Here is a 23591-nt window from a genome sequence, read left to right as displayed (position 1 = left end):
GAGGCGTCGCTCAGTCGGTTCTATCAGCCTACGGCGCCTTCGAGCGTGACGTTGAGCAGGGCTTCCGCTTCGACGGCAAACTCCATCGGCAGCTCCTGGAAGACATCCTTGCAGAAACCATTGACGATCATGCTCACGGCATCTTCTTCACTGATACCGCGGCTTTGACAATAGAACAGCTGATCTTCGCCGATCTTCGATGTGGTTGCTTCGTGCTCCACCGTGGCGGTGCTGTTGCCAATTTCCTGATAGGGGAAGGTATGCGCGCCGCAGGTATCGCCGATCAGCAGCGAATCACACTGGGTGAAGTTGCGCGCGCCCTTGGCACGCGGGCCGATCTTGACCAGGCCACGGTAGGACTGGTCGCTGCGACCGGCAGCGATCCCCTTCGAGACGATATAGGAGCGCGTGCCTTCACCGATATGGATCATCTTGGTACCGGTATCCGCCTGCTGGCGTCCATTGGTCACCGCCACGGAGTAGAACTCGCCGACGCTGTCCTTGCCGCGCAACACGCACGAGGGGTATTTCCAGGTGATGGCGGAGCCGGTCTCGACCTGGGTCCAGCTGATCCGCGAACGGTCGCCACGGCAGTCGCCGCGCTTGGTGACGAAGTTGTAGATGCCGCCCTTGCCCTCTTCGTCGCCGGGATACCAGTTCTGCACCGTTGAGTACTTGATGTAGGCGTCATCGAGTGCCACCAGTTCGACCACCGCCGCGTGCAGCTGATTTTCATCGCGCATCGGTGCGGTACAGCCCTCAAGATACGAGACCTGAGCCCGACTTTCGCAGATGATCAGGGTGCGTTCGAACTGCCCGGTATTGGCGGCGTTGATGCGAAAATAAGTCGAAAGCTCCATCGGGCACGTCACGCCTTCGGGCACGAAGACGAAGGAGCCATCGGTGAAGACCGCCGAGTTGAGAGCAGCGAAGTAATTGTCGCTCACCGGCACCACGGTGCCCAGATACTGCTTGATCAGTTCTGGGTAGTCGCGGATGGCATCGGAAATGGAGCAGAAGATGACCCCGGCTTCCGCCAACTCCTTCTTGAAGGTGGTGGTGACGGATACGGAATCGAACACCGCATCCACCGCCACACCCGCCAGCGCTGCCCGTTCGTGCAGCGGAATGCCCAGCTTCTCGTAGGTTTCCAGCAGCTTGGGATCTACTTCATCCAGGCTCTGGGGCATGTCCTCGGGGCGCTTGGGTGCGCTGTAATAGGAGATGGCCTGATAATCGATGGGCGGATAATCTAGATGGGCCCAAGAGGGTGACTTCATCTTCAGCCACTGGTGATAGGCGTCCAGGCGCCACTGCAGCATCCAATCGGGTTCGCCCTTCTTCTTCGAAATGAAGGCGATGGTGTTCTCGTCGAGACCCGGTGGTACGGTCTCGCTTTCGATATCGGTTACGAAGCCTTCTTTATAATCGCGACGAACCAACTGTTCCATTTCTTCGCTTGCCATGGTCTTCCCCTCCGGGCAGTTGGGCGGGCGAGTTGTGTGCTCGCCTAGAGCAATAATTGCGTGCCTCCAATCAGGGCACGATATCGATTCGGATACGACTCAGGCCGACTCAGCCGCCAAGCTCACACTCTGGATAGGCAATTGAACCGGCAGCTTGATCGGCGACGTCGCCGCCAGGTGGGCCAGCGTGACGCTATCGAGCAAGCCACGAATCGCCAGCGAGACACGCTGCCAGTTATCCGCCACCCCACAGGTGGCCGCCAATTCACAGTCGCCTTCCGCCTGGCTGCATTCCGTCATTGCCACAGGGCCTTCGATGGCGGCAATGATATCGGCCGCCGTGATTCTCGAGGCGGCCCTTGCCAGCTGATAGCCACCTTGGGAGCCTCGCTGGGATTTCAACAGACCGGCGCGAACCAGCATCTTGAGTGTCTTGCTCACCGTCGGGTGCGGTAGTTGAACCGCCTGCGCCAGCTCGGCGGTGGTATGTGCCTGCTGCGGGTGGCGCGCTATCTGCGCCATGACCACAGCGGCATAATCGGTCAACCGTGAAAGCTTTAGCATGTGGTTACCCCGGTGCGTGATACCACTGAGTGTCGTTAATTGGGTACCATTTTAGTCCTGTATAAATATGATGTGAAGCCCTCTGACAAAATCCATCGCACTTGACCGACAATAACGGCACGTTCGATACCATTCACATCAAAAACAACAATCATTATCATTTATAGAAACTATCGTTTTTGTACTTACCATACGGGACTGGTAGATTCGTAGAAAAATGGTTCTAGACTGATCAGAGCAAACTGATTGGTTGGATTAATTACTACTTCTATTCAACCGAGGAGAAATATCATGGATTCCGCCGTAAACAACGCCGTCAGTGCTTCCATGGCGCTCCAGCAAGCACAAGCATCGCAACAGGCACAACTGAGCGTGTTCAAACAGGCGCTCGATGGACAAGAAGCGCATATCGCAGATTTGATGGAATCCGTGTCGCTTGAGCCTCAACTGGCCACCAGCGGCACCATCGGAACCCAGATTAATACGACGGCGTGAGATGAAACAAGGCGAGCGGCCTTGGCTTGTCACGACCGTAACTTGTCACGACCGTAAAAACAGAGCGCCCATCAGTTGACTGGCGGGCGCTCTGCTTTACGGTCGTGTGCTAATTCAGTTACAGGTATTTTGCGCCAGGCGCAATCAAGCCTTCTTGACGAACTCGGATTTCAACTTCATCGGCCCGATCCCTTCCACTTTACAATCGATATCGTGGTCCCCTTCAACTAGTCGGATACCTTTTACCTTGGTGCCCACTTTCACCACCGAGGAACTGCCCTTGACCTTGAGATCCTTGATTACCGTGACGTCATCGCCATCATTCAGGGCGTTGCCATTGGCATCACGCACCACAGGCGCCTCCTCTCCCCCATCAGCCTCCTGCTCCTTGGACCACTCATGACCACATTCGGGACAGACGAACTGCAAGCCATCGTCATAGGTAAATTCGGAAGCACATTCAGGACAGTTGGGCAGAGCGCTCATCAAGGTATTCCTCGGTCGACGGGTGAAGGCGACAGAGCCTACACCGCTTGACTCCTGGGCTCCACCCGTTCAATCGGCCCGAAGACAGAAAGAGCGCACATCAGTCGCGCCGATACGTTCCTATCAGCCGGTTCATTCCCAGCAGATGAGGTTCAACTTCCTGCAGTAACTGAGGCAGAGTCAATCCTGCCGGCAAGGTGGTGGGGCTGTCCAATGCCAGCACCCAGAAATAATAATGGTGTTGACCGTGCCCTTCCGGGGGCATCGGGCCGCCGTAACCGACATTGCCGAAGTCGTTGCTTCCCGCGGTCCCTACCGGCGTGTTCTCTTCAAGAGACAATGTGTCTGCCGGCAGGTTATAGAGTAGCCAGTGAACGAAACCGTAGCTGCCGTGCTGCACCAGCGGTGCATCGGGGTCGTGACAAATCACCGCGAATCCCTGAGTTCCTTCAGGCGCGTCTCGCCAGGCAAGCGCCGGCGAGACATCCTCTCCGTCTCCGGTAAACTTGGTGGGGATGGGTTGATGAGTGCCGAAGGCCGGGCTCTCCAGCGTCAGGTCCGATAGGGCGAAAGCCATCTCGATGCTCCTCCTTGCAAGAGTGGATTCAGACTCTTTCAGCCTCGACGAAGGGCGCTTTTCTGTCAATACGCTTCATGCAGGCCTGGGTCTGTATCGCCGAGCCAACCACAAGAAGCATCAGCCGGGATAAAAATTCCCGCCTTTGATGAGTTTATGCCATGCTGTTTCTCCCGTCAGAAGGAGACCCCATGGCCAAGTTCCCTCGTCCTTTGCCACGCATCGCCACCGGCCTCAGCGATAGCTGGCGTGCGGGTTACGGTTTGAGTGATCTACGACATGACCTCATGGCAGGGCTCACCATCGGCACCGTGGCGGTACCACTCTCCATGGCCTTGGCCATCGCCACGGGAGTCCCACCTCAGCATGGGCTCTATACCGCCATTGTAGCGGGCGCCATCATCGCGCTCACCGGCGGTTCCCGCTTCAATGTGTCCGGCCCTACCGCTGCCTTTGTTGCCATCCTCTTCCCCATTGTCCAGCAGTTCGGCCTGGGTGGATTGCTGGTAGCCACGTTGATGGCTGGAATCATTCTGGTAGCGATGGGTATTTCCGGTCTCGGGCGGCTGATTCAGTTCGTACCCTACCCGGTGGTACTCGGTTTCACCGCCGGTATCGCCGTGGTAATCGCTATGCTCCAGGTACCGGATTTTCTTGGCTTGAATCAGTTGGAAATGGGCGAGCATTTTTTCTCTAACCTGGCACGCCTGGCCACCGCGACGGTTCAATTCGACCCGACCGCCACCTTGATAGGCAGCTGGACCTTGGTGCTGCTGCTACTCTGGCCCCGCCTGGGATTGCCTATTCCCGCTCCCCTGGCGGGCCTGGTACTGGCTAGCCTGGCAGTCTTCGCTATCAATCGCTGGTCTGGAATTGAAGTCGAAACCATTGCCTCACGTTTTACCTGGGAAGCGCAGGGTGAGCATGGCAAGGGCATCCCACCCTTGGCTCCCTCCTTCATCCTTCCCTGGCAGTTGCCCGGACCGGATGGCAATCCACTGTTATTGAATTTCGCCTTGTTTCAAGCCTTGCTTGGCCCCGCTTTCGCCATCGCCATGCTGGCGGCAATTGAATCGCTGCTTTGCGCCGTAGTCGCCGATGGTCTGACACGTACTCGCCATGACCCCAACGCCGAATTGATCGGCCAGGGTCTAGGCAATATCGTCGCCCCCTTGTTCGGCGGCATTACCGCCACAGCCGCCATTGCTCGCACGGCTACCAACGTTCGCAGTGGCGCACGCTCACCCCTGGCGGCTGTGATTCACGCCGCTGTGGTGCTGCTGGCGGTGATTGGCCTCGCAGGCCTGCTAGGCCTGGTACCGATGGCGGCGTTGGCCGCCTTGCTGTTGGTCGTGGCTTGGAACATGAGCGAGGCACGCCATGTGTGGCACACGCTACGTTCCGCTCCAGCGGGAGATGTGACTATCCTGTTGCTCTGTTTCGTTCTCACGGTAGTGTTCGATATGGTGCTGGCCGTCGCGGTGGGAACCGGGCTGGCGGCGGCTTTGTTCATTCGGCGCATGGCGTTGCTGACAAGCACACAGCGCCTTGAAGAGAACCATGCACTCACCGAAAACCTCCCTCGTGAGACAGTAGTTTATGATATCGATGGCCCGCTTTTCTTCGCTGCTGCGGAAAAGGCACTGCATACATTGCGTCACGTCGACGCCGGAATACGTACGGTTATCCTTGATATGCGGGACGTGCCAAGCATGGATGGCACCGCTATCGCGGCACTGGGCTCACTGGTGAATGAAATACAGCACCAAGGAGCTGCCCTTATTCTGGTGGGGTTACCGCCCCGTATCATTCTCAAGCTACGTCGCGCGGGTATCCGGACCCGGCGGGGTAAGCTCAGTCATCGAGCGACACTTGAGACGGCCCGAACCCTCGCGTGGCGTTGGCGGGAAGGCTTGGTTGACCTCCCGGCGCGAAGCGCCTAGCGTTGGCTTATTACCCGGAAGTCAGTAGGTAAAGCCGATATCAATATTCAGGCCGTCAGGTACCCGATATGGCTGATTCACACCGACTCATTACCGTTTTCGGCGGCACTGGATTTCTTGGCCAAGCCATCGTGCGGGCGCTGATAGAGGCGGGACGAAGCGTGCGGATCGCGGCACGCCATCCCAAGTTGCCCGACTGGTATCAAGTTGGCGACCCCATCACCCTTGTCGAAGCCGATATACTGGATGAGGAAAGTGTGAAACAGGCGGTACAAGGCGCGACAGGTGTCGCCAATGCCGTGAGTTTATATGTACAGAAACGACATATTCGCTTTAGCGATATCCATGTTGACGGCGCGGGAAGAATAGCTCGACGGGCACGCGAGGCCGGGGTCAGTCAGTTGGTACAAATTTCGGGCATCGGCGCCGACACCCAGTCACCATCGGCGTATATACGTGCCCGGGCGCAAGGCGAAGCCGCAGTACTCGAGCATTTCCCCAAGGCAACGATACTGCGTCCCAGCGTGATGTTCGGCCCCGATGGCGCCTTCCTGTCATCGCTCAGCCAGCTCACACGTCTGCCATTGATTCCACTATTCGGCAAGGGCGAGACACGCTTGCAACCGGTTCATGTCGACGACGTAGCCCGAGCGGTGGAAAGAGCGCTCTCCCCTCGCCCACCCGAGCGACGCTTTTTTGAATTGGGCGGTCGAGAAGTCATGACCTATCGGCAAATCATCACGCAAGTTCTGGCCCACCGTCACCGTCAACGCCCCCTGATTCCGGTCCCTTTTTTGGCCTGGCACCTGCTTGCGAGCCTGGCTCAGCGACTGCCGTCGGCGCCGCTGACTCACGATCAGATATTCTTGATGCAACAGGACAACAGCGTCAGCGAAAACGTGGGCACCTTCGAGGAATTGGGGATCATGCCGCGCTTGTTGAGTGACTATCTGTCCCAGTGTTCGGCTCAGAGAACCAGCAGAAACGCCGAATAGCCTGCAGTACCAAAAGCAAAGGGCCAGAAGCGGCTCTGGCGCTCCTCGGGCAACTCCTCTTTCAGGATGTTCAAAACGATGCCACCCGCAAGGAAGGCAAACAGGGTACTAGTCGCGGCTTCGCTGACTTCCACCAACTGCCCGCAAACCCAGCCGAACAATACCGCCGCAGAAAGTATCCACCTGCCCTGATGGAGATAAACATGGCGATGATGCTGCAAGAGGGCATGGTCATTGACCAGAAAATGAAATCCCATCGCCAGTGTATAGAACACCATCTGCAAAGGGCTTTGCTCTTGATCTACCAGCAAATAACCGATCAAGGCGTTATATAAAGAAAATGAGCCGATATGCAGCCAGAATGCTGCAATCGGTTGGCTTTCACTCTTGTGCCCCCCCTGGTGACGCTCGGCATTCAAAGGAGACTTGACCATGTGTTCAAGGCCATAGAACACCGCCAAGCCTACCAAGGCCACCAGGTAAGCATGGTGTTCGATATACGAAATGGCCCCATGTTCGTCTATCGTCTGCTGGGCTTCCGTCAGCTCTGGAAATATGTGGATGAATACATAAGCGACGGATACCCCACCAGCAAAGGATAACCACGCGCTTCGCGGTATGGCCTGCAAATTCACAAGCTTACCCGCAAACGCGTGGACTAAAACCAGACTTGCAATAAAAAAGAGCTGCAGCAGCATGTAAAGCAATAAAACCTGAAATTAGAAGATCAACATCAACAAGCCGATCACCACCAACAGGCCGATAAGAAAGATGATTCCCGCTGTACTTGCCAGAAATTTCAACATTGTCCTCTCCTTGGAAATCCATGTATTTATGTACTTCAACGTAGAAGATACCTGGCTTGTGGGCAAATGAAGTAAAATCCAGAATCGTCAAGCGTCTTGTTTCGCCGACGTTTGTGCAGATGCGTGACGATGATAAGCCTTGGCCATCGGCGACGCCGTGATGCCATGCGCAATAATCGAAGCAAAGACCAGCAAGCTGACCACCACCCAGACGATTTCCTCTCCGGTACGCTGTGAAATCATCACTGCATAGAAAAGTGCCGATACCCCGATGGGACCGAACCAACCCATGATCAAGGTAATAGGCACTTCCTTTACGGGGGGCAGCCGATGTCTCATCATCATAATGACCGGCAGGCGGCGCAGCAGTAATACCAGAATCACTAGCCCTGCGCCGCTCCAACCCAGCTTCAGCCATTCGGCCCACGGTGCAATCAAGCCAAAGAGCACAAAGACAGGCAAGGTAAAGAACATGTTCACCGCTTCCTGCACATTGTCCTCCTCTCCTCGTTCCTTGCCGCCGACCACCTGATCGAAGGCCAAACCCGCAACAAAGACCGCCAGGATGCTGTCGGTGTGGAGTAACTTGCCCACTCCCAGGACAAATAGGGTCAATGCCAGGGTGATCGAAAGGAACGACGGCTGATCCAGGTAGTTCTTGGCTTCCGCCCATTTCAGCGCCTTTCCCCCCATCCAGCCGAGTACCGCGCCGAGTAGTACGCTGCCGCCCACCTCCCACAGCCACACTCTGGTCAGCCATGTGGTCCAGGCCGACCCGGTGGATAGCTCAAGCAGCAGGATAGGCAGCAACGCCAAGGGATAAGCCAGGCCATCATTGCACCCGGACTCGGTAGAAAGCAGATGCCGGAAGCCCCTGGGTAAATTCTCCTTGGCCACCCCGCCGGTCACAATCGACGAGGCGATGACAGGATCGGTAGCGCACACGCTCGCACCAATCATCATGGCAATCAGCCAGGGCACGCCCAACACGCCATAAGAGAGCAAGGCGCTGATCAGGAACATCAACGGCATCGCCACAACCAGAAGCAGCAGTACGGAACGCCACTGGATCAGGGGGAACTTGGGCGGCAAGCGCAATGCGATGCCCATCAAGCTGATACCCAGGGTCAAACGCGCCACCTCTTCCATCAACAATCGACTGTCGCCCCAGGCAGCGGGGTCAAGCCAAGCCAGGCCTTGCGGACTCAGCAGCAAGCCCAGCAGAAACGCCAGTAGCGGAGCGGAAAGCCATGAATGGTCGACAGGCCGCGACAACAAGCTCAACACCAGGATCATTCCGGCAATGGTGGCTAGAGCAAGGTTGAGTTCCTGCATGGCGCCGTTCCCTTTATCGTCAACGAGATGATTTTGTTTTTGCTTACCTGTGACCTGCAAAAACGCCGAAGCTTTCACCTCGGCGTTTTCTTCTTCTGGCGTGACACACTACGTCAAGCTGCCAACAAGCCTGCGTGAGTAGAGTAAGACGATTAACTCTCGACCGGCTCCAATGGTTGCCAATTGGTGCGGTTAGCCAGGAAGTCAGGCCGCGGACGATTGCCGCAGAAAGGCTCGACCAGGCCGTTTTCGACACTGTTGTAGACGAAGAACAGGTTACTGCGCGGCCAGCAGGACATGTTGATGTTGGAGCCGTGCATGGTATTGCACTCGAACAACACCAGAGAGCCTGCCCCACCTTTCGGGGCTTCTATTTCACCTTCCAGCATCAATTGGCGCAGGCTGGCGTTGTCTGGCACCCCTACATCCTGGCTCTTGAGCGACTCCTTGTAATTGTTCTCCGGAGTACGCCCCACGCACGGAATGAAATAATTATGCGATCCCGGTACCAGCATCAAAGGGCCGTTGAATTCGCCATTGTCGGTAAGGATGATCGAGCAGCTCAGCGAGCGCATGCGCGGCATGCCGTCTTCGCTATGCCAGGTCTCGAAATCGGAGTGCCAGTCGAAGCCCTTACCCTTGAAGCCGGGCTTGTAATTGATACGCGACTGATGGATATACACGTCGCTACCCAGCAACTGCTGCACCATGGCCAACAGGCGCGGGTCACGAGTCAAGCGGCTGAAGCGCTCGGAGAGCTCATGAATGCCGAAGATCGAGCGAATTTCCTGGCGTCCGGGTTCGAGTACGGTACCTTCGGAAAGCTTGAGATCCTCATCGTCTTCGTAGTCTCTCAGCTCCTGGATGAACGCTTCCATCTCCTCTCTGGGGAAGAAATTCTCGAAGGAGAGAAAACCCTTGCGTTCGTAATCGCTCAGTTGTTCCTCACTCAAGGGGCCATTGTTGCGTTGCGCTCCTTCGCTATGAATTACAGGATCGAGGCGCTCGAACATCCCTATCTTGCGTTCCAACCGCGTCGGGAATAGATCCTGGGTAGTACTCATATCAGTCTCCTTTGATATAACACAAACACACCGTTAGGCCTCGGTGCCCTCCTAATCTAGACGTTCAAGGCTTTCCATGCAAAGTCGTTTCCGATAACACTATGCTAAGAAATACATAAGCTTGTTAGCGAGGTTTGCGTGATGAAACAGCTGCTGATCGTCGCCCACGCGCCATCCGCCAATACATTTAAATTGCGTGAGGCGGCAGAAGCAGGTGCCAGGCATGAGGATATCGAGGCCGTCGAGATAGTGGTCAAGCCCCCTCTCGATGCCGGACCGGACGATGTCATGGCCTGTGATGGCATCCTGCTCGGCACCACCGAAAACCTGGGCTATATGAGCGGTGCCCTGAAGGATTTCTTCGACCGTAGCTATTACGCCGTGCTCGAGGAAAAGCAGGGCTTGCCTTGTGCGCTTTACATACGGGCAGGACACGACGGTACTGGTACCCGCCGAGCGGTGGAGAGCATCGTTACAGGCTTGCGTTGGAAGTGGGTACAGGAACCGCTGACCCTGCGCGGCGAATGGCAGGAAGATTTTATCGACCAGGTAGAAGAACTGGCGATGACCATGTCAGCCGGACTCGAAGCAGGCGTTTTGTAAAGAAGCGGGCCTGCCTGAAAGGCAAGCCCGCTATATTTAACTTGTGCCACTTGTACACTAAACTCGCGGTGTTACTGACATGACCCGCAGCAAACACCCTCCTCTCCGTGCTTTGCCTTCTTATTGACGGCGTTAGCGGCAGGCTCGCTCCTATCTGGCTTTACCGACACGGGCTCCTGCGTCTGCACCACTGGCTTATCTATCGCATCCTTCTTCTGGAAAAGGCTTTTGAGTAGTCCCATTGGAGTGATCTCGTAGTGGAGTATTAAAGTTCATACAAAATGCATCTTATTGCTCATTGTTCACATCGTCAATGCTCACAAGATTGATCAGCCTCATCAAAGCAGACGCCCCCTGCCCGCGAAGCGTACTTGTGAACAGGGGGCGCTGCGCTACAGCAATGTTGTTACTTCAAGTCAGAATCATTTCAAGCCAGGTCACTTCAAACGCTCGAAGACCGTCGCCACACCTTGGCCCATGCCGATACACATGGTGGCCAGGCCGAGCGTAGTGTCCTGCTGACGCATCACGTTCAGCAAGGTGGTGCAGATACGCGAGCCAGAGCACCCCAACGGATGGCCGAGTGCGATCGCGCCGCCATTGAGATTGACCTTCTCGTCCATGGCATCGAGGAATCCCAGATCCTTGAGGACGGGAATCGCCTGGGCGGCGAAGGCCTCGTTGAGTTCTACGGTCTGGATATCCTGCGCCGAAAGCCCGGCAGCCTTGAGCGCCTTCTTGGACGCCGGCACCGGACCATAGCCCATGATGGAGGCATCGCAGCCCGCCACGCCGGTGGAAAGCACCTTTGCGATCGGTTCCAGGCCCAGCGCCTGGGCACGCTCGTAGCTCATGACCGCCATGGCCGAAGCACCGACCGACAACGCCGATGAGGTACCCGCAGAAACGGTGCCACCGCGCGGATCGAAGACCGGCTTGAGCTTGGCCATCTCCTCGAGGCTGGAATCGATACGAATCACCTCGTCGTGCTTGACCATGACCTTGAAGCCACGCTGGTCATGCCCTTCCACGCCGATGATCTCATTATCGAAATAACCCTGTTCGTTGGCCGCCTGGGCCCGCTGGTGAGAACGCACCCCGAACTTGTCCTGCTCCTCGCGGGTAACCCCATGCATCTTGCCCAGAAGCTCGGCGGTCAAGCCCATCATCATCGCCGCCTTGGCGGCGTACTTGCTGGCTGCGGGGTTGACGTCGACGCCGTGAGCCATGGGCACATGCTCCATGTGCTCGACCCCACCGATCATGTAGAAGTCGCCCATGCCGGCCTTGATATTGGCCGCGGCAATATGCAGCGCCGTCATCGATGAACCGCACAGCCGGTTAACGGTTTGCGCCGGAACCGTGCGCGGAATACCGGTCATGATCGCCGCGTTGCGGGCGATATTCATGGATTGTTCCAGCGTCTGGTTGACGCAACCCCAGATGACATCGTCGACTTCGCCGGGGTCGAGGTTGGGATTACGCTCGAACAGTGCTTGCATTACCGCGGCGGAAAGATTCTCCGCCCGCACGTTGCGAAAGGCACCATTCTTGGCTTTCGCCATGGCGGTACGTACTCCATCTACCACCACGATATCTCTCGGATTCAAACTCATCGATCACTCCTAATTCCTGTAGGCCTGCTGTCCGGCCTCTGCGTGGTGGTTTCAGCCTTGGCTGGCGGTGGGGTAGAAACGTTTGCCGGCGTCGGCCATCTTGCGCAGTTTCTCGGTCGGCGCATACAACGGACCGAGTTCTTGCGCTAGTCTATCCGCCAGCTTGACGAATTCCGCTACACCCAACGCATCGATATAGCGTAGTGCGCCACCACGGAACGGCGGAAAACCAATGCCGTAGATCAGGGCCATGTCCGCTTCCGCCGGGGAAGCGACGATGTCGTCTTCAAGACAACGCACGGTTTCCAGGCACAGCGGCACCATCATGCGGGCGATGATGTCGTCGTCGGAGAATTCCTTCTCCTCCTTCACCACCTGCTTGACTAGAGCATACGCCGCCTCATCACTGACTTTCTTCGGCTTGCCCTTGCGGTCCTCTTCATAGGCGTAGAAGCCCTTGTCGTTCTTCTGCCCCAGACGATCGTTTTCGTACATCAGCTGGATGGCGCTCTTCTTGTCACCCTCGCCGCTCATGCTGCCCATGCGATCAGGGAAACCTTCGGCCATCACTTCACCGGCATGAACGGCAGTATCCAGGCCGACCACATCGAGCAGGTAGGCGGGCCCCATCGGCCAGCCGAATTTCTCCATCACCTTGTCGACACGCTGGAAATCGGCACCTTGCTCCACCAGGAAGCTGAACCCGCCGAAGTAGGGGAAGAGAATACGGTTGACCAGAAATCCGGGGCAGTCGTTGACCACGATCGGTGTCTTGCCCATGGCGCGGGCATAGGCCACGGTAGCGCCTACGGCGGCATCGGAGGTCTTCGCGCCACGGATCACCTCGACCAACGGCATGCGATGGACCGGATTGAAGAAGTGCATGCCGCAGAAATTCTCGGGGCGTTTCAGGTTCTGCGCCAACCGATTGATCGAAATGGTCGAAGTATTCGAGGTAAGGATGGTGCCTTCACCCACGCTTTCTTCCACTTCAGCCAGCACCGCTCCCTTGACCTTGGGATTCTCGACGACGGCTTCCACCACCAGGTCGACATTGCCGAAATCACCATAGGAGAGCGTGGGGCGAATATTGGTCAGTTTTTCCGCCATCTGCTCGGTGGTGAGCTTCTTGCGCTCGACCTGCTTGGCGAACAGCTTGCGGGACTCCTTCAGGCCCAGCTCAAGCGCTTCGTCCTTGATATCCTTCATCAGGATCGGCGTGCCCTTGGAGGCGCTCTGGTAGGCGATACCGCCACCCATGATCCCGGCGCCCAGCACCGCGGTCTGCTTGACCGGCTGCGCCTGCTTCTCGTACTTGCCGGCCTTCTTCTTGACCACCTGGTCGTTCATGAACAGGCCGACGAGGTTGAAGGCAACATTGCTCAGGGCCAGCTTGGCGAATGCCTTGGCCTCGATCGCCTGGGCGCGGGCACGCTCTTCCCCGGCGCCTTTCTGGATCACCTTGATGGCTTCGACCGGGGCCGGGTAGTGCGGGCCGGCCTTGCCTGCCACGTAGCCCTTGGCGGTCTCGAAGGCCATCATCTGTTCGATGGCGTTGAGCTTGAGAGGCTGTTTCTTTTCGTCGCGGCGGGCCTGGTAATCCAGCTCGCCGCTAGCGGCACGGGCCAGAATATCCAGCGCGGCGGCTTCAAGCTGGTCGTTGGGCACCACGGCATCCACCGCGCCCATCTTCAATGCGTCGGCTGCCCGGTTTTCCGTGCCGCCGGCGATCCACTCGACGGCGTTGTCGGCCCCGATCAAGCGCGGCAGGCGGACGCAACCGCCCCAGCCCGGCAGAATGCCCAGTTTCGTTTCCGGCAACCCGATCTTGGCCTTTTCGCCCATGACCCGGAAGTCGGTGGTCAGCAGGACTTCGCAGCCACCACCCAGCGCCAGGCCATTGATGGCGGTCACCGTGGGAAACGGAAGATCTTCAATGGCATTGAAGATGTCGTGAACCTTCAGGTTCATTTCGACCAGGTACTCTTCTCCCTTGTCGAACAGACCATGAAACTCGGTAATATCGGCACCGACAATGAAAGCATCCTTGCCACTGGTGATCATCAGCCCTTTCAGGCCATTCTCGTTTTCCAGCGCCTTCACCGCGTCACCCAGCTCCTGAACGACAGCGCTGGAAAGCTTGTTGACGGACTCACCCTTCAAATCGAAGGTGAGAGTGGCGATATCGTCGCCGTTTCTTGCCACCGTGATGGCATTGCCTTGATAGATCATCCGCGAATCTCCACAAATTCGAGCTGGCCGAACATTCATACGGGCGTTTGATTGCGACAGCTTGGTTGACTCGAACAAGAACGTCAAGCCCTGACTTTTGGCTAATTCACCTCGTCAAGGGCGCCAGGACTCCACGGCAGATGACGAGACTGCTAGGATCAGCGCTTGCCTCGCAGACGACACCGGCCATGAAACCGCTTATTACTGCCAACCGCCTCGCGCAATTTCAAGACAGGGTCGAGCAGTTTGTCACCCGACTACGCCCCTGGAGCTGGCTGTGGCCGCCCATGGCCTTCGGCGCAGGGCTGGGCAGCTTTTTCCTGGTGGATCGACAACAATGGCTGGGAGCCGCCCTGGCCTTGGGGCTGATGTTCGCCTGGGTCTTGCTGCTTTCCGAAAGCATGATCGGACGCTTTCTCGCTCATCGTGGTTATCCCACCCTGCCTGGTGGTGTGACCGCATTCATCGCTCAGATGATCCATCAGGAAACGCTCTTTTTTACCCTGCCCTTTGTACTCGCTACTACTGTCTGGAATAGCGGCCAAGTGATATTTACCGTCCTGGTCGCCACCATGGCGTTGATATCCATCGTCGATCCCCTCTACTTCCGCATGGCCAGTCGCTCGCGTAGCCTCTTCTTCGTTTTTCATGCGCACTGCGTCTTTCTCGTGGTTCTGGTGACCTTGCCGATCATGCTTCATCTGTCCACAGGGCAAAGTCTGATAGTAGCCATTATTGCCATGGTGGTGTTTACCCTGCCAAGTGTCCTGCACCTGCTGAAACAACATTCGTTCACCCATTGGGGCATACTCGTCGTCTTGAGTCTGACACTTGCCAGCGTGGCGTGGATGGGACGGATATGGGTGCCTCCGGCAAGCTTGTGGATGACAGGACATGCCTTGGCCCCGGCCCTGGATACCGAGCGGCGTGCCCCCGAGGGGTCCGCGGCCCTAACACCGGAACGCTTGGCGCAGAACGGGCTGTATCTGTATACCGCCATTCGCGCACCACGCGGCTTGAGCGAAACCATTACCCATGAATGGCATCATGAGGGAACATTGATCGACAGTGTGGAACTGGATATCGACGGTGGCCGGGAGAAGGGTTATCGGGCCTGGAGCCACAAGCTGAACTTTCCCGAACAGCCAGAAGGGGATTGGCGCATCGATATCATGACCGACAGCGGTCAACGTATCGGTTTGGTACGCTTTACGGTATCAAGCGACCCGGAACAGGCGACATTGGCGGACAGTCATATACAGCGCACCGGGCTAAGCCGCTTGAATCTCAGGCGTCTCATACCCGGCCAGGGAGATATCGAACCGGAGTAGCGCCGTCGCCCAACGGTTCACTCCCGAAGCAGGTCATTTCGTGTCAATCATTGCGCTCACTCAAGACAGGAAGCGGTTTTATTCTGCAAACTACGCAAGGATTGATACGATTTCACCTATTGCAGCTGACCAGCAGGGCCAGGCTCTAACGGAATTCTTCAGGTGCAGCGGTGCAGGCCAGTTCGTGCAGCGCCTGACGACTTCAGCGTTATAGAATAGCAATTTCATTACTACTGCGGTGTAACGTGACTTATGAGTTCGATGATCGGTTTTAGAATAGCCCGTCTGCCCCACCTATGGCGCTCCATTCTGGATCGACGGCTGGCACCACTTGGCTTGACCCAGACTCGTTGGGTAACGCTTTACCATCTGGGACGTATGGGAGATGGCCAACCACAATGCGAACTGGCACGCGCCATTGGGGTGGAAGCCCCGTCCCTGGTACGTACGTTAAGTCAGTTGGAAGCCCAGGGACTGATCGAGAGACGAACCTGCGATTATGACCGCCGCACCAAACGTGTTTATTTGACCCCAGCCGCTACACCGCTGTTCGAACAGATCGAAAGCGTGGCCAATACCGCCCGCCAGGAGATGCTGGCGGGATTGAAGGACGAAGAGATAGAGCAGCTCGACAGTTGGCTGGCACGAATCGAGCATAATGGACTTGCCATCCAGGCCAAGGAAACTTCTTCCTGACGCCTCTGAGCTGACCACACGGTCCCGGTACGCTTGGTTATTTAGAGGTATAACTATTCAGAAGTATCCAGGGGGCCCATAGGTTGGGTCCGTGGCTGATCCGAATGCCCGGCGAGCGCATCGCGCAGGCCTTTAAAGTCATCAAGATACTGCTGAAAACGTTCTTCGTTCTGGGATTCCCACCACCATAGCGTCAAGGCTTGTGGGTCTGATTCGATGATAAGTGCATCCTGAGGCAGACGTTCGAGCAAGCGGGCGAAAAACGGATGCGCCGACTCGGGTAATGGCCGCAAGGGGGCTACGCGCCAGCGCCAGCCGGGCAGGTACGTCTCCAGCGCTTCGCTGGCGTGGCTGTCGCGTACCAGAGTGAAATCGGGGCCTGGTGCCTGTTCCGGATAACGCCACCGATACGCCGGCATGGTGCCTTTGAACTCATGCAAGGGAGGCTTTTCCAATTTTATGGTCACCCCTTGTTGGCCCAGTTCACGACGCAGTTTCACCAGGCGCTTCTGACGCGGCGAGGGCTTGAGCCACATGACGGGCGCCGCTACAAACATCAGGATAAGGACAATGATCAGCCATTCCATTCGATTCTCTCCAACGTTTATCCCAATTGATTCCACCTGAACTGGCCACCAGTGTAAAAGCTGACGCAGATCGTTGTTACGTGGTGGCATCACGCTTAAAGTAGGTTAAACCTTCGCCTTGATATCCCACCACCCGAGGAGCTACCCATGAGCTATCATCATATTCTGGTCGCAGTGGATCTGACCAAGGATTCACACAAGGTTCTGGAGCGCGCCGTTGCCATCGCTGAACGTAACGACAGCGCCAAGATATCCATCATGCATACCCTCGAGCCACTGGGTTTCGCCTATGGTGGTGATATCCCCATGGACCTTACCAGTATTCAGGATCAACTGGACGATCATGCCAAGAAGCGCCTGGCGGAGATCGCCTCGCCTCACGTTCCCGCTCAGGATCAACATGTCGTGGTCGGCATGCCGGATACCGAAATTCACCGCTTCGCCGAAGAAAACGATGTTGACCTGATCGTGGTGGGCTCGCATGGCCGCCATGGCTTTGCCCTGCTGCTGGGTTCCACCTCCACGGGTGTGTTGCATGGCGCTCAGTGCGACGTGCTGGCGGTGCGTGTGGGCCATAAAGGCGAAAAAAGCGACGAGTGATTTCGTCGCCACTTGTTGACCGACTCTTACGTGCAGCAAGGCACCTTGCTGCACTTGAGTTTTCAGCAGTGCGGCTTACTCGCCGGCGGACTTCGCTTCGAGCTCCACCCAGCGTTCCATCATCGCCTCAAGCTCTGCCTGCTTATCGGCATGCTCCTTCAGCGTAGTGCTGACGGTACCCGCCTCCTGCTGGTAGAACGCCGGATCGGCGATCCGGGTCTCGAAATCGGCAAGCTCGTTTTCCAATTGCTCTATCTGCGCTGGTAGCGCGTCCAGTTCTCGCTGCAACTTGTAGGAGAGCTTCACGCTTTTCTTCGTCGGCTCTGGAGCTACTGCGCTTGTGCTCTTGGTCGGGGCAATTTCAGCCACCGGCTCGGCCTGCTGACGTGCGGCACCTTCCCAAGGTGCGGGGGGCAGTCTGCCGCCCTGGCGAATCCAGTCGCTATAACCGCCCACATACTCGCGTATGGCGCCCTCGCCTTCAAAAGCCAGCACGCTGGTCACCACGTTATCCATGAAGGCTCGGTCGTGGGACACCAGCAGCAGCGTCCCGTCGAAGTCGAGCAGCAGCTCTTCGAGCAACTCCAGGGTTTCCATGTCCAGGTCGTTGGTCGGCTCATCCAGTACCAGCACGTTCGCCGGCTGGGTGAAGAGCTTGGCGAGCAGCAAACGGTTGGACTCACCACCTGACAAGGCCTTGACCGGCTGGCGCACGCGTTCGGGGGTGAACAGGAAATCCTGCAGGTAACTCATCACATGGCGGTCCTTGCCACCCACGCTGACCCGGTCGCTACCCTGGGCGACGTTGTCGTAAACCGTCTTGTTCGGCTCCAGCCCCGCACGCAGTTGATCGAAATACGCCACTTTCAGGTTGGTTCCCAGACGTACCGTGCCTTCGGTGGGCTCGAGCTGACCCAGCAATATCTTGAGCAGCGTGGTCTTTCCTGCCCCGTTGCGACCCAGAAAACCGATACGATCTCCGCGCTGAATTTCCAGCGATAGATCGCGAATGATCGCCTCTTCGCCGAAGTAGTGGCTGACCCCCTTGAGCTCCACCACACGCTTGCCGGTACGCTCGCCGCTATCCACGCTGAGATTGGCCTGGCCCTGACGTTCGCGCCGTTGGCTGCGTTCGTTACGCATCTGCTCAAGCGCGCGTACACGGCCTTCATTACGGGTTCGGCGGGCCTTGATTCCCTGGCGAATCCAGGTCTCTTCCTGGGCCAGTTTCTTGTCGAACTCGGCGTTCTCCCGAGCCTCGATCTCGAGTTCATGCTGCTTGCGCGCCTGATACGCAGCGTAGTCACCGGGATATCGGCCGAGCTTGCCTCTATCCAGCTCGAGGATATTGGTGGCCAGCTTGGAGAGGAAGGTACGGTCGTGGGTAATCAGCAATACCGCGCCGCTGAAGGCCAGCAACTGCTCTTCCAACCAGGCGATGGTATCCAGGTCCAGGTGGTTGGTCGGCTCATCCAGCAGCAACAGATCGGGTTCCGAGACCAGCGCCCGGGCCAGCGCCACGCGCCGGCGCCAGCCACCGGAAAGAGAATTCATTTCCGCTTCGGGCGGCAAGCCGAGGCGCGTCAGCACTACATCGATCTGTTGATGAAACGACCAGCCGTCAATGGCCTCCAGGCGCGTCTGCAGCGTCGCCATGCGGTTCATGTCGGGCTCATCTTCATGGATGAGGTGATGATATTCCGCCAACAGTTCACCCGCCTCGGGGAGACCCTGGGCGACTACCTCGAAGATGGTCATGCCGGTGGATTCGGGTAGCTCCTGGGAAAGCACGCCGATCTTCAAGCCCGGGACGCGCCAGATCGACCCGTCATCGGGGAAAATGTCGCCAGCCACCAGCTTCAACAGTGTCGATTTACCGGTGCCGTTACGGCCCACCAGCCCCAACCGCTCACCTCTTTCCAGCGTCAGTTCGGCGCGGTCGAGCAGTACATGGGTGCCATAGGCAAGTTGCAGTTGTTCCAGACGTAGCAGGGTCACGCAGTATCCTCTCGAGTCACAGGCGCGGGTCATTCCGGGAGCATGTTGATCCGGGTAGTGTAACGCATGGCCAAGGGCATGGGGGCAAGTGGCGTGGATGCAACCGCTGGAGGGTCCATCGAGGGCGTGCTAACGTCAAGCCTTTCGAGTCCCGGCGCAGGAGCGATATCAGTGACGGTTACGGTTTCCATGCATTTCGTCAACGAGCTGTTTAACGGCCTGGCGCACCCGTCGCGCTACCGTCAACAATGTCTGGACTATGCCGGAATACCGAATTTTCTACTCGATGCTCCCCATGGTCGGGTGACCGTGGAGCAGTTCGCCAGGCTCTACCGCTCGCTGGTGCTGCTGCTTGACGACGAGACTCCAGGATTCTTTGCCCGACCCTTGCGCGGCGGCACACTGAAACTTCTTTGCTTGAGCGTTCTCGATGCCCCGACGCTGAAGGTCGCGCTGCATCGCTACACGCTATTCTTCCGCATCCTGCTGGATGACTTCGGCTACGAGTATTCCGTGGATGGCGACCTGGCCCGTATGGCGCTGGTGGAGTACCGTACGCCTACCGGCAGCCGTATCCTGATTCACGAGTTGATGCTCAAGCTGTTTCACGGCATCGCCTCGTGGATGATTGCGCGCAAGATTCCGCCGCTGATGATGGAGTGCGCCTACGCCCAGCCGGCCCATAGCGCCGACTATCTCTATTTCTATCCGGGCAAGCTGCATTTCGATCGTCCCCAGACGGCGTTCTATTTCGATAGCCAACTACTGGAGCAGCCCATCCGGCAGACCAAGCGCAACCTGGGCGCGTTTCTCAAACGGGCTCCCGCCGACTGGTTCTACGTTTCGTTCGAGGATCGCCTGCTATCGCACCGTGTCCGTGAACACCTTGCCCGTCATCTACCAGCCTCCGGATCGGTAGGCGATGTAGCTCAGGCGCTGCATATGTCGGTCAGAACTCTTTCCCGTCATCTTACGGCCGAAGGCACGCACTTCCAGGCGGTCAAGGATGAATTCCGGCGCGACTACGCCATCCAGGCGCTCACCCGCAGCGAGCGCCCTCTGATCTCCATCGCCGAAGCGCTGGGGTTCGACGACCTGGCCTGTTTCAGTCGCGCCTTCAAGGCGTGGACGGGCAACTCGCCCGCCGCGTACCGACGTGAACTCGCCTCTACGGCCTAAACCTCCTGACGAATGCGCTTCTTGTCCAGCTTGCCCACGCTGGTCTTGGGAATCTCGTCGACGAAACGAATGAATGCCGGAATCGCCCAGCGGTTGAGCTTGCCCTGATCGACGAAGGTTTGCAGAAAAGCCTGCACCTGGTCGGCTTCGGGGGGATTGTTGAGATCATTCGCCACCACCAGAGCCGCTGGCCGTTCGCCCCATTTCTCGTCCTTGATACCGATCACCGCCACTTCGGCGATTCCCGGGCAGCGGCTGATGTAGTTCTCCAATTCCAACGACGACAGCCACTCGCCACCGGTCTTGATAACGTCCTTGATACGATCGCTGATGGTCAGAAATCCCCGCTCATCCAACGAGGCGACATCGCCGGTATGCAGCCAGCCGTCACGCCACAGCTCCTCGCTACGCTTCTCCTCCTTGTAATATGCCTGGGTCAGCCAGGGAGCCTTTACGCGCACTTCCCCCACGCTCCTGCCATCGTGAGGCAGCGGCTCGCCGCTTTCGTCAACGACCTGCAACGTGACCAGCGGTACGGGAAGCCCGGCCTTGCAGCGCCAGGGCAATTGGGTCTCGAAATCGGCTTTATCGATATCGCTGGGCAATATATCCGCCGTCAATAGCGGACAGGTCTCCGACATGCCGTAGGCACTGCGCGTATCGATTCCCAGCTCCCTGGCCTTGCTCGCCAGCGACTGGGTCAGGGCGCTACCGCCGACCAGTACCTTCCAGCCGGAGAGATCGACCTGCCCCGAGGCGATGGCATCGGCGCTGACCACCATGTTGAGCAGCGTGGGAACGCAATGGGAGAAATCGACCTTCTCCTTGAGCAGCAGATTGACCAGCATTTCCGGCTCGTAGCGCCCGGGGTAGACTTGCGTTGCCCCCATCAGCGTGGCGGTATAGGGCACGCCCCAGGCATGGACATGGAACATGGGGGTGATGGGCATGTAGACCTTGTCCCTATCGAGCAAGGCAAAGCCCGGCGCCTGGAACAGGCTGGCTTCGCCCAGGGTATGCAACACCAGCTGCCGGTGGGTAAAGAACACTCCCTTGGGGTTGCCGGTGGTACCGGTGGTATAGAACAGCGTGGCCACGGCATTCTCGTCGAATGTCGGAAAGTCATACTCGAGTGGCTGCTCGGCGAGCAAGGCCTCGTACTCGCCCACCACATCGAGCCCTGATTGGGCGGCCGCAGATTCGTCAATCTGGTTTTGTTCCCGGCACAGCAGATAGCCTTTCACCATTGGCAACTTTATCGCCAATGGTGCCATCAACGGCACGAAATCCTCATGAACCAGGACGAAGGCATCCTCGGCGTGCTCCATGGTGTAGTGGATCTGTTCGGGTGCCAGACGCACATTGACCGTGTGAAGCACCGCGCCAAGCATGGGGATGGCGAAGAAACATTCCAGGTAACGGTGGCTATCCCAATCCAGCACCGCCACGACATCTCCCGCCTTGACCCCTTGCGCCGACAACAGGTGCGCCAGCTGGTGAACGCGCTGACGAAAACGCCGGTAGTCATGACGACTCTGGTCGCGGTAGACAATCTGGTTGTCACCAGCCATGCGCACGCCCGAATCGAGAAGATCGCCGATCATCAGCGGCGGATTCGTGGCGGAAGCCGTGGGCGGAAGAATCTTCGGCGTGACCTGGCTCATGATTGGCTCCTGTTGTTCATGGCTATTGTTGTTAATAGCACTTGTTGGTCATGTCTCTTGCGGGATTTACCGTAACGATAATTGGCTCAGCAGCGCTCGATAAGCAAGGCGATGCCTTGCCCCCCACCAATACACAAGGTAATGAGACCGTAGCGCCCTTCGGTTCGCTCCAGTTCATGCAGCGCCTTGAGAATCAGGATGGCGCCGGTGGCACCCACCGGGTGCCCCAGGGCTACGGCCCCGCCGTTGGGATTGAGACGCTCCAGGGGAAATTCCAGTTCCCGGGCCACGGCGAGCGCCTGAGCGGCAAAGGCTTCGTTGGATTCGATTACGTCGATATCGCCGATGCTCAGCCCCGCCTGCTTGAGGCAGCGCTTGACCGCCGGTATGGGCCCCAGCCCCATCAGTGACGGCTCTACTCCGGCCACGGTCGCCACGCGCAGGCAAGCCCGTGGCGTCAAGCCCTGGCGCTGCGCTTCATCGGCATCGGCCAGCACCAGGGACGCAGCGCCATCGTTGATTCCGGAGGCGTTACCGGCGGTGACGATGCCATCCTTGCGGAAAGCCGGCTTCAGTCGTGCCAGGTCTTCCAGGGTGACGTTTTCACGCACATGCTCGTCCTGGGTAAACAGCCGTTCACCGCGGCCTTGCTTGACGGGAACCGCCACGATCTGGTCGGCAAATCGGTTTTCGTCGATGGCCCGGGCGGCCTTCTGGTGGCTTTCGAGGGCGAATTGATCCAGGTCGTCGCGGGAGAGACCGTTACGCTTAGCAATATTCTCCGCCGTCACCCCCATGTGGCCGCTGCCGAATGGGTCGCTGAGAATTCCCAGGGTCAAATCCTGAATATCGGCATGCCCCATGCGTATCCCGTTGCGGGCCTGGGGAGGCAACACGTAAGCCCCACGGCTCATCGATTCGGCCCCGCCCGCCAGAGCGAAGCGGCTGTCACCCAGCGCTATCTGCTGAGCCGCCGACACCACCGCCTGCACGCCCGAGCCACACAGACGATTGACGTTGAAGGCTGCCGCCGCTTCCGGCACGCCGGCATCGAGTGCGATATGGCGCGCCAGATAGGCATCCTGCGGCCCGGTGGTGATGATATGCCCATAGACCGAATGATCGATCCAGTCGGGGGCGACCTTGGCGCGCTGGAGCGCCTCACGCGCCGTCACCGTGCCCATTTCATGCGGGGCCAGCCCCGCCAGGCTGCCGCCGAAGCTACCGATGGCGGTACGCACCCCATCGACGATAACAACCGAATCCAAGCGCATGTCTTTCTCCTGTCAGTTCTGTCCTGTAAAGCCGTGCTGTCAACGCTGTTCTGTCACAGTCTGCCCACGCTCGCCATGAT

At 57.9% G+C, this 23591-nt stretch carries 23 protein-coding genes; 8 read left to right on the top strand and 15 right to left on the bottom strand.

Annotation, left to right across the window (positions count from 1 at the left end; translation table 11 throughout):
* Positions 1-23: 23 nt before the first annotated feature.
* Entirely contained in the window at positions 24-1466 is a 1443-nt protein-coding gene (sufB, locus tag R5M92_RS03030; protein WP_346797749.1) for a Fe-S cluster assembly protein SufB, read from the bottom strand.
* Between the two features lie 99 nt (positions 1467-1565).
* Positions 1566-2030: an SUF system Fe-S cluster assembly regulator gene (locus tag R5M92_RS03025; RefSeq protein WP_346797748.1), complete on the bottom strand. Its 465-nt coding sequence runs from the start codon at positions 2028-2030 to the stop codon at positions 1566-1568.
* 291 nt (positions 2031-2321) lie between these two features.
* Between R5M92_RS03025 and R5M92_RS03020 the strand changes: the two genes are divergently transcribed.
* On the top strand, positions 2322-2525 hold the full coding sequence (locus tag R5M92_RS03020; protein ID WP_346797746.1) for a putative motility protein: 204 nt from the start codon (positions 2322-2324) through the stop codon (positions 2523-2525).
* A 144-nt stretch (positions 2526-2669) separates the two neighbouring features.
* On the opposite strand, the gene R5M92_RS03015 is transcribed toward R5M92_RS03020, so the two are convergent.
* Entirely contained in the window at positions 2670-3011 is a 342-nt protein-coding gene (locus R5M92_RS03015; protein WP_346797744.1) for a zinc ribbon domain-containing protein YjdM, read from the bottom strand.
* 100 nt (positions 3012-3111) lie between these two features.
* Entirely contained in the window at positions 3112-3588 is a 477-nt protein-coding gene (locus R5M92_RS03010) for a YbhB/YbcL family Raf kinase inhibitor-like protein (RefSeq protein WP_346797742.1), read from the bottom strand.
* A 191-nt stretch (positions 3589-3779) separates the two neighbouring features.
* On the opposite strand from R5M92_RS03010, the gene dauA reads away from it, so the two are divergent.
* Positions 3780-5531, top strand: a complete 1752-nt coding sequence (gene dauA / locus R5M92_RS03005; RefSeq protein WP_346797741.1) for a C4-dicarboxylic acid transporter DauA — start codon at positions 3780-3782, stop codon at positions 5529-5531.
* A 68-nt stretch (positions 5532-5599) separates the two neighbouring features.
* Positions 5600-6526 (top strand): complex I NDUFA9 subunit family protein, encoded by a 927-nt coding sequence (locus R5M92_RS03000; protein WP_346797739.1) that lies wholly within the window; start codon positions 5600-5602, stop codon positions 6524-6526.
* On the opposite strand, the gene R5M92_RS02995 is transcribed toward R5M92_RS03000, so the two are convergent.
* The 4 genes from R5M92_RS02995 to thpD all read right to left on the bottom strand — a co-directional run bounded on the left by R5M92_RS02995 (position 6499) and on the right by thpD (position 9731).
* Positions 6499-7224 carry a hypothetical protein gene (locus R5M92_RS02995; RefSeq protein ID WP_346797738.1) on the bottom strand — a complete coding sequence of 242 codons (726 nt, stop codon included), beginning with the start codon at positions 7222-7224 and terminating at the stop codon, positions 6499-6501. The two genes, R5M92_RS03000 and R5M92_RS02995, sit on opposite strands and share 28 nt — an antisense overlap.
* Positions 7166-7423 (bottom strand): hypothetical protein, encoded by a 258-nt coding sequence (locus R5M92_RS02990; RefSeq protein ID WP_346797736.1) that lies wholly within the window; start codon positions 7421-7423, stop codon positions 7166-7168. The genes R5M92_RS02995 and R5M92_RS02990 overlap by 59 nt, the downstream gene beginning before the upstream one ends.
* Positions 7420-8667, bottom strand: coding sequence for a cation:proton antiporter (locus tag R5M92_RS02985; protein WP_346797734.1), 1248 nt, complete (start codon positions 8665-8667; stop codon positions 7420-7422). Before R5M92_RS02985 ends, R5M92_RS02990 begins: the two co-directional genes overlap by 4 nt.
* A gap of 152 nt (positions 8668-8819) precedes the next feature.
* Positions 8820-9731 carry an ectoine hydroxylase gene (gene thpD, locus R5M92_RS02980; RefSeq protein WP_346797732.1) on the bottom strand — a complete coding sequence of 304 codons (912 nt, stop codon included), beginning with the start codon at positions 9729-9731 and terminating at the stop codon, positions 8820-8822.
* Between the two features lie 141 nt (positions 9732-9872).
* Between thpD and R5M92_RS02975 the strand changes: the two genes are divergently transcribed.
* Complete coding sequence (locus R5M92_RS02975; protein WP_346797729.1) at positions 9873-10334, top strand: flavodoxin family protein; 462 nt, start codon at positions 9873-9875, stop codon at positions 10332-10334.
* Between the two features lie 71 nt (positions 10335-10405).
* Here the strand turns inward: R5M92_RS02975 and R5M92_RS16165 are convergent, their stop codons facing one another.
* From R5M92_RS16165 to fadB, 3 genes are all read right to left on the bottom strand, one after another.
* Positions 10406-10576, bottom strand: coding sequence for a CCGSCS motif protein (locus R5M92_RS16165; protein WP_417339052.1), 171 nt, complete (start codon positions 10574-10576; stop codon positions 10406-10408).
* Between the two features lie 195 nt (positions 10577-10771).
* Positions 10772-11950, bottom strand: a complete 1179-nt coding sequence (fadA, locus tag R5M92_RS02970; protein WP_346797728.1) for an acetyl-CoA C-acyltransferase FadA — start codon at positions 11948-11950, stop codon at positions 10772-10774.
* 51 nt (positions 11951-12001) lie between these two features.
* The gene (gene fadB, locus R5M92_RS02965) at positions 12002-14182 is read right to left on the bottom strand and encodes a fatty acid oxidation complex subunit alpha FadB (protein ID WP_346797727.1); all 2181 of its coding nucleotides are present in this window, start codon (positions 14180-14182) and stop codon (positions 12002-12004) included.
* A gap of 188 nt (positions 14183-14370) precedes the next feature.
* Between fadB and R5M92_RS02960 the strand changes: the two genes are divergently transcribed.
* Both R5M92_RS02960 and slyA read left to right on the top strand, forming a co-directional pair.
* Positions 14371-15513, top strand: coding sequence for a DUF5924 family protein (locus R5M92_RS02960; RefSeq protein ID WP_346797725.1), 1143 nt, complete (start codon positions 14371-14373; stop codon positions 15511-15513).
* Between the two features lie 252 nt (positions 15514-15765).
* On the top strand, positions 15766-16209 hold the full coding sequence (gene slyA / locus R5M92_RS02955; RefSeq protein WP_346797724.1) for a transcriptional regulator SlyA: 444 nt from the start codon (positions 15766-15768) through the stop codon (positions 16207-16209).
* A 53-nt stretch (positions 16210-16262) separates the two neighbouring features.
* On the opposite strand, the gene R5M92_RS02950 is transcribed toward slyA, so the two are convergent.
* Complete coding sequence (locus R5M92_RS02950; RefSeq protein WP_346797722.1) at positions 16263-16796, bottom strand: preprotein translocase subunit YajC; 534 nt, start codon at positions 16794-16796, stop codon at positions 16263-16265.
* Between the two features lie 147 nt (positions 16797-16943).
* Between R5M92_RS02950 and R5M92_RS02945 the strand changes: the two genes are divergently transcribed.
* A complete protein-coding gene (locus R5M92_RS02945) occupies positions 16944-17396 on the top strand; it encodes a universal stress protein (RefSeq protein ID WP_346797720.1) in 453 nt (150 codons plus the stop codon).
* Between the two features lie 75 nt (positions 17397-17471).
* Here R5M92_RS02945 and R5M92_RS02940 read toward each other — a convergent pair whose 3' ends face one another.
* The gene (locus R5M92_RS02940; protein ID WP_346797719.1) at positions 17472-19394 is read right to left on the bottom strand and encodes an ATP-binding cassette domain-containing protein; all 1923 of its coding nucleotides are present in this window, start codon (positions 19392-19394) and stop codon (positions 17472-17474) included.
* A gap of 171 nt (positions 19395-19565) precedes the next feature.
* Between R5M92_RS02940 and R5M92_RS02935 the strand changes: the two genes are divergently transcribed.
* Positions 19566-20573, top strand: a complete 1008-nt coding sequence (locus tag R5M92_RS02935) for an AraC family transcriptional regulator (RefSeq protein ID WP_346797717.1) — start codon at positions 19566-19568, stop codon at positions 20571-20573.
* Here R5M92_RS02935 and R5M92_RS02930 read toward each other — a convergent pair.
* Entirely contained in the window at positions 20570-22237 is a 1668-nt protein-coding gene (locus R5M92_RS02930) for a fatty acid--CoA ligase (protein ID WP_346797715.1), read from the bottom strand. The genes R5M92_RS02935 and R5M92_RS02930 overlap by 4 nt on opposite strands.
* Positions 22238-22323: 86 nt before the next feature.
* Positions 22324-23511 (bottom strand): beta-ketothiolase BktB, encoded by a 1188-nt coding sequence (gene bktB / locus R5M92_RS02925; protein WP_346797713.1) that lies wholly within the window; start codon positions 23509-23511, stop codon positions 22324-22326.
* Between the last annotated feature and the right edge of the window lie 80 nt (positions 23512-23591).

Origin of the sequence: Halomonas sp. Bachu 37, from assembly GCF_039691755.1 — a bacterium.
In the GTDB taxonomy this organism is placed as follows: domain Bacteria; phylum Pseudomonadota; class Gammaproteobacteria; order Pseudomonadales; family Halomonadaceae; genus Vreelandella; species Vreelandella kashgarensis.
The sequence above is the reverse complement of the archived record's forward strand: the minus strand, read 5'-3'. Positions and strand labels throughout refer to the sequence as shown.